At 64.3% G+C, this 5618-nt stretch carries 4 protein-coding genes; 1 reads left to right on the top strand and 3 read right to left on the bottom strand.

Annotated elements, in window-relative coordinates:
- The coding region (locus tag ACLKOZ_RS22400; RefSeq protein WP_436478468.1) for a hypothetical protein at window positions 1–326 on the top strand (326 nt) is incomplete at its 5' end.
- Window positions 327–438: 112 nt separating this feature from the next.
- Here the strand turns inward: ACLKOZ_RS22400 and ACLKOZ_RS22395 are convergent.
- The 3 genes from ACLKOZ_RS22395 to ACLKOZ_RS22385 all read right to left on the bottom strand — a co-directional run bounded on the left by ACLKOZ_RS22395 (window position 439) and on the right by ACLKOZ_RS22385 (window position 5513).
- Window positions 439–3492, bottom strand: a complete 3054-nt coding sequence (locus ACLKOZ_RS22395; protein WP_436478466.1) for a glycoside hydrolase family 2 TIM barrel-domain containing protein — start codon at window positions 3490–3492, stop codon at window positions 439–441.
- 113 nt (window positions 3493–3605) lie between these two features.
- Window positions 3606–4613: a LacI family DNA-binding transcriptional regulator gene (locus ACLKOZ_RS22390; RefSeq protein WP_436478464.1), complete on the bottom strand. Its 1008-nt coding sequence runs from the start codon at window positions 4611–4613 to the stop codon at window positions 3606–3608.
- Between the two features lie 48 nt (window positions 4614–4661).
- Entirely contained in the window at window positions 4662–5513 is an 852-nt protein-coding gene (locus ACLKOZ_RS22385; protein ID WP_436478462.1) for a class I SAM-dependent methyltransferase, read from the bottom strand.
- Window positions 5514–5618: the final 105 nt, after the last annotated feature.

Genomic DNA, 5618 nt, shown 5'->3' with positions numbered 1-5618 from the left:
CTTGGCACACTATTGAGTTCTCAAACAACAGACACACCCGGCACCACCACAACCAAACAACAGCCATGGATCGCTCCGGAGCAACTTTTCAAACTTACCCGGTTTCCAGGAGCTTTGCAAATCGGCGTTTCCGCGATTTCCTGCTCCGGCGAACCGGCCCCACCCGCATCCGGCACGCTAAGAAGCGTGCCATTTTCAGGCTGTTGAAGAAGGGGGTTTGTCGCTATTTTTCCGCTTCAGCGGCGGCGACTCAGAAAACAATACACGGCCGCAACCCCGACGGCAAATCCACCCAAGAAGGGCTGCCTTCCCCCAGAAATCCCTGAGTTTGCAGGGATTTCGGGGGCTCTCCGCATTGCGCGTTCACGCCATGCGCTGGAATCCTTCGATATGGAGTGGATCACATGGGTCCCGCCCCGCAGCGGCAGCTGCCCCCGCTCAGGGGCGTACCCGCAGGACCACCGAAAAGTCTGCTTCCCTGGGCAGGAGCCGATGGGCCTCAAGTACCCCTGGTCCACAGGCCGCGGTGCCTACTCCCCGCAGCGCGTGGTCCACATAGACGTAGGTCCGACCGTCCGGCACAAGATCTGTGCGGTGCGTTGCCGCGTCCAATGCGTCAAGGCTGTAGGGACGGACCGTCAGGGCAAAAGGGGCTCCGGAGATTTCCAGCGTACCCGCGGCGAGCGTTACTGAAGCTGATGTCACGCCTGACCGGGCGCCGGACTCCTGCGGCCGGACATAGTCGACGTCGAAGCCCTCCAGTGGCAGCGTGAACCATCCCGCCCTGGTGCCCTGGCCCGTGTCGGGGTAGCTCTGGTGCGGCCCCTGGCCGAACCAGCTGACAGTCCGCGCCTGGGAGCCAAGAACAAGCTCCAGGCCGGTCCTCGCCCATTCGACGGGGAAGCCGGCATTGGTCCAATCCCCGTCCGGACGGACCTGGGTGCGCAGGTTCACCGAGTCTGCGTCTGCGCTCCAGGTGTAGTCCACCAGGACGCCGAACTGTTTGTCCGCCGGGGCCACCCGGGTGTGAACCGTCAGTACCTCGCCGCCATCCGAAGCAGGCTCTGCGGTGATGCCAAGCAGCCGCGAGTGCAGCCTGTTGAGCCCGGCCTGGCTCCATTGCGTGGCCAGCGGCCGACGGTCCGGACCGGCCCATTCGCTACCCAGGTCATTGTCCGTCGGCGCCCACCAGAGCACTAGGCGAAAGTCCTCCACGGGCACATTGCCAAGGGAAATCGGCAGCCCGGAAATCCTGTCAAACACCACCGGCCCCAGCCGAAGGGTGGCGGGGGAAACGCCCACCGGTTCAAGCGCTGCCGGTCCCCCGGATACCGCAAAGTTCTGAACCGACTGCCCCCACGCGAGTTCGTGGCCGGCCTCAGCCCAGTCCGTGCCGGAGGCAAGGACCACACTAATGGTCAGGACAGCCGTCCTCCCTCCGGCCAGTGACGCCAGGGCGGCCGGAAGTTCAGCGAAGACTTCCGCACGAGGCGGCAGCGGCGAAATGTCCACGACGCCCTCGGCAAGCACCGCACCGCCGTCGTTGGCACCGCCGTCGACCGCACCGCCGTCGGCCTCCAGCACATACCGGAAGCTGAGCGCCGACGTGTCCGAGAAGTCGTAGCCGTTGCGTACGGTGAAGCCGGACCAGTCCTCGGCCACAGTGATGCGCAGGGGTTCGATGACCTTCTTGAAGTCCAGCAGGCCCGGACGGGGGTTGCGGTCCGCGTCCACCAGGCCGTCGGTCACAAAGTTTCCGTCGTGAATTTCCTCACCGAAGTCGCCTCCGTAGGCGAAGTGGTCACGGCCGTCCTTGCCAGTAACCGTGATGCCGTGTTCCAGCCATTCCCAGACAAAACCCCCCATCAGCCGGGGATACCGGTCGAAGAGCTCCTGGTATTCGGTCATGCCGCCGGGACCGTTGCCCATGGCGTGTACGTACTCGCACAGCACAAAAGGCATGGCACGGCGGCGGGCATCCAGTTCAGGATCGTCCAGCGGCTCCTCGATCCCCTTTCCGATCAGTTCCGTCTCCGCCTGGCTGGCGTACATCCGCGAATAGACATCCACGTACGCCGACGTCCAGTCACCCTCGTAGTGGATGGGCCGGGAAGGATCCCGGTCCTTTGCCCAGCCGGACATCGCTGCCAGGTTCCTGCCCGTGCCGGCCTCGTTGCCCAAAGACCACATGATCACCGCGGCGTGATTCTTGTCCCGCTCCACGGTCCGCCGGATCCTGTCCAGCAGCGCCGGCTCCCACGCCGGGTCGTCACTGGGGTTCTGCGCCCAGCCTGCGCTCTCAAAACCATGGGTCTCGAGGTCGCACTCGAGCACAACGTAGAAGCCCAACTGGTCCGCCAGCGCCAGGAACTCGGGGTGCGGCGGGTAGTGGGAAGTCCGGATGGCGTTAATGTTGTGCTGCTTCATCAGCCGCAGCTCCGTTTCCACCACATCGCGCGGCACCACACGGCCCAGCTTGGGGTGGTGCTCATGGCGATTGACTCCGCGGAGCAGGACGCGTTGGCCGTTGACCTTGAACTGGGCGTCCTCGATGGAAATAGTCCGGAATCCCAGCTGCAAGGTCACGGTTTCGCCCGGTGCGGTGACAGTGGCTGCGTAAAGCCGCGGAAGCTCCGCGGACCAGGGCGAGATGGCCGGGATCCGGTGTTCGCTGCCGGCGGTCAGTTCCAGGTTCAGTTCGGGGACACGTACGACGGCGTCAATCGCCTCGCCGGCCCGGCTCACCTCGACGCGCAGGACGCCTTCGCCACTCACGTGATCGTAGTCTGCGTGCACAAACACGTCATCGATTCCCTGTTCGGGCCGGGCCTGGAGGGTCACGTCCCGGAAGATTCCCGGCAGCCACCACATGTCCTGGTCTTCCACGTAACTCGCGGCCGAGAACTGGGCAACCCGGACGGCCAACACGTTGGCGCCTTCTTTCAGAACCCCGGTGACGTCAAACTCGTGCGCCAGCCTGCTCCCGCGGGTTGTTCCCAGTTCCGTGTCGTTGAGCCAAACCGTGGCGGCGGATTCGACGCCATCGAACCGGAGAAGGGCCCTGGGGAAGAACTCCGGGCCGGCCAGGAATTCCACGACGTGATCGCCGATCGGGTTTGCGTCCGGCACGTGCGGCGGCTCCACGGCAAAAGGGAACTGGACATTCGTGTACGCCGGGGCTCCGTGACCATGCATGGGCCAGCTTGACGGCACGGGAAGGCTGGTGAATCCCTCGAGGTCCTTACCGGACTGCCAGCCGTCACCCGGTGCCTGCCGGATGCCGGGGCTGAGTCGGAACTGCCACTCACCGTTCAGGGACCTCCTGGGAGCGTCACTGCGAAGGTACGCCCGGGCCGGCAAGGTGCCACGGGCCGGTTCAAGGGACGCCAGCGCCGCGGCATGGTCAGCGCCAACCTCCAGGGCGCGGCCCTTGGACGGCGCGGCGGAACTGGCTGGGATCCCGGCTGGCATGACGGGTGACTGAACTGACATGGGTCTTCCTTGCTGCAGGTTGCTGGGGGGCCGCACCGGGCGCTGTTCGGTTTTCGTGAACGTTCACGAACTACTTAACACTAGCCGCACGCGATCATTTTGGGTAGGGCTTCTTAGGCTGATTCGCGGATGACCAGCTCGTGGCGGAGCATTCTCCGCGCAGCTGCGCTGCCCGGCAGAATGGTGCCGGTCAGCAACCCGGCGAGGAGTTCGACGGCGGCGCGCCCCACGTCGCGCAGGTCCAGCGAGAGGGTGGTCAACTCAGGAGTCATGAGTACGCCAAGCGGGATCCCGTCCATCCCCATCACGGCGCAATCGCCAGGGACCGAGCGGCCGTGGGCGGCCAGAGCCTTGAGTGCCCCCGCTGCCATGAGGTCATTAAAGACAAGGACCCCGTTGACGGCCGGCTGATCTGACAGCAGTGCCTCAACGGCGGCCCGCGCGGCTTCGGCGGATTCGCGGGCGTGGGCTACCGTGAGTTCAATGCCAAGGTCCGCGGCCGCACGGGTGACTGCGGCGCCTCGGGCAGACAGTAGCGCTGCAGGACCCGAATCCAGGTAGGCAAGCCGAGTGCGGTCGGCGCCGGCAAGATGTTCCAGACCGAGCCTGGCCGCATAGGCGTAATCGAACGAAATGCCGCCGGCCGAGACTCCTTCGGGGTCATCCAGCACCACCACCGGTCGATGGCCCAGCAGTGCCTGCGCCTCTGCCGCGTGCGGACCCAGGTAGCCAATGACAGCATCCACGTGCGGGGACAGCCGCTCCACTGCGTCCAGACTGCTGCCGCTTCCGTGACCAAAATCATCCATCACCACGTTCCAGCCACGCAGCGTGGCCATTTCCACAACGCTGGATGCGAAGGCGGGAAAGTATGGGTTGGTGAGGTCGGGTATGGCCAGGCCTACCGAAGTGCGGGCGCCTTGGACGAGGCCCTTGGCATAGCGGCTGGGTGTGTAGCCCAGCTCACGAGCCAGTTCCTGGACGCGTTGACGCGTCTCCTGCTTGATTCCAGGCATGTCGTTCATCGCCCGGGTCACCGTCTGCCGCGAAACACCCGCCGCGGCAGCGACATCAAGGATCGTGGCACGCTTGACGGGCCGGCCAGCGGAGGGAGAGCTCATAGACCGTAAGTCTAGGGCTAGCCGCCAGGACCCTCTCTCACCGTTGCCCTACACGCCTGGCGTCCGAGCGATGATCGTGAACGTACAGGGCACGAGATCACGTTCGGATTCTGGCCACGCGAAGCCGCCCGGCACCTCAACCATGCGTGGCGAGAACCTCCACGGGATTGTTTTGTCCTCGTCGACCCGAAGGATCTGCAGACCCGCCCCCACAAGGGAGTTAATGATGTCTGACAGGGGATGCGCCCATTGATACGTCCGGGAATGAGCCACCGTGCCATCTCCGGCGTAGGTGGACTCGTCGTCCCATTGCTGTGCTTCGCCGTTCCCAAAGTACGGATATCGAAGCTGCAGTCCGTCCGCATGCTCGTCAATGGCGTAGAGAGCTGGATGCCCATCGCGGATGTAAAACGTTCCTCCAGCCCGCAGGAGCCCCGCAGCCTGGGCCGCCCAGCGCTGCAGGTCAGGGAACCAATTGATGGTTCCGATGCTGGTGTATACAAGGTCGAAGAAACCGTCGACGGCGGCACGGGCCTCAAGTACGTCGCTTTCCACCCAGACGGCGTGGATGCCCAGTCGCTCCGCTAAGTTGGCAGCAGATGCCAAGGCGGCCGGGGAAAAGTCAACGCCAGTGACCCGGGCGCCAGCCCTGGCCAAAGAAAGAGTATCGGTGCCGATATGGCACTGAAGATGACAGACATCCAGCCCGGCGACCGTCCCGTCCGGGAGGAACGGCACGAGTGCGGCCAGGTCCGTCCGAATAACTCCGGTTAGATGGTTCGGATCGTCCAAGTCGCTGATCCCGTAGGCCTTTTCGTGCAGGGGCACCCGGTCTTCCCAGTTCTCACGGTTGCTCGCGCGTGCAGAATCCCAGTCAATCGCACTCCGGCTATCACTCATCCGGCGAGTCTATGCAGACGACAATCGAAACTGCGATTATTTCTGTTTATCCTTCGGCCTGGCCAAGGTTGGGCAATAGGCCAGCAAGCCGGTACTAGCAACCAC

The organism is Arthrobacter sp. R4 (assembly GCF_051365025.1).
Lineage (GTDB): Bacteria > Actinomycetota > Actinomycetes > Actinomycetales > Micrococcaceae > Arthrobacter.
This window is presented reverse-complemented; position numbering and strand designations above follow the sequence as displayed.

Coding starts and splice junctions, on each gene's coding strand:
- ACLKOZ_RS22395 (WP_436478466.1), bottom strand. CDS start 3,492: ATGTCAGTTCAGTCACCCGTCATGCCAGCCGGGATCCCAGCCAGTTCC.
- ACLKOZ_RS22390 (WP_436478464.1), bottom strand. CDS start 4,613: ATGAGCTCTCCCTCCGCTGGCCGGCCCGTCAAGCGTGCCACGATCCTT.
- ACLKOZ_RS22385 (WP_436478462.1), bottom strand. CDS start 5,513: ATGAGTGATAGCCGGAGTGCGATTGACTGGGATTCTGCACGCGCGAGC.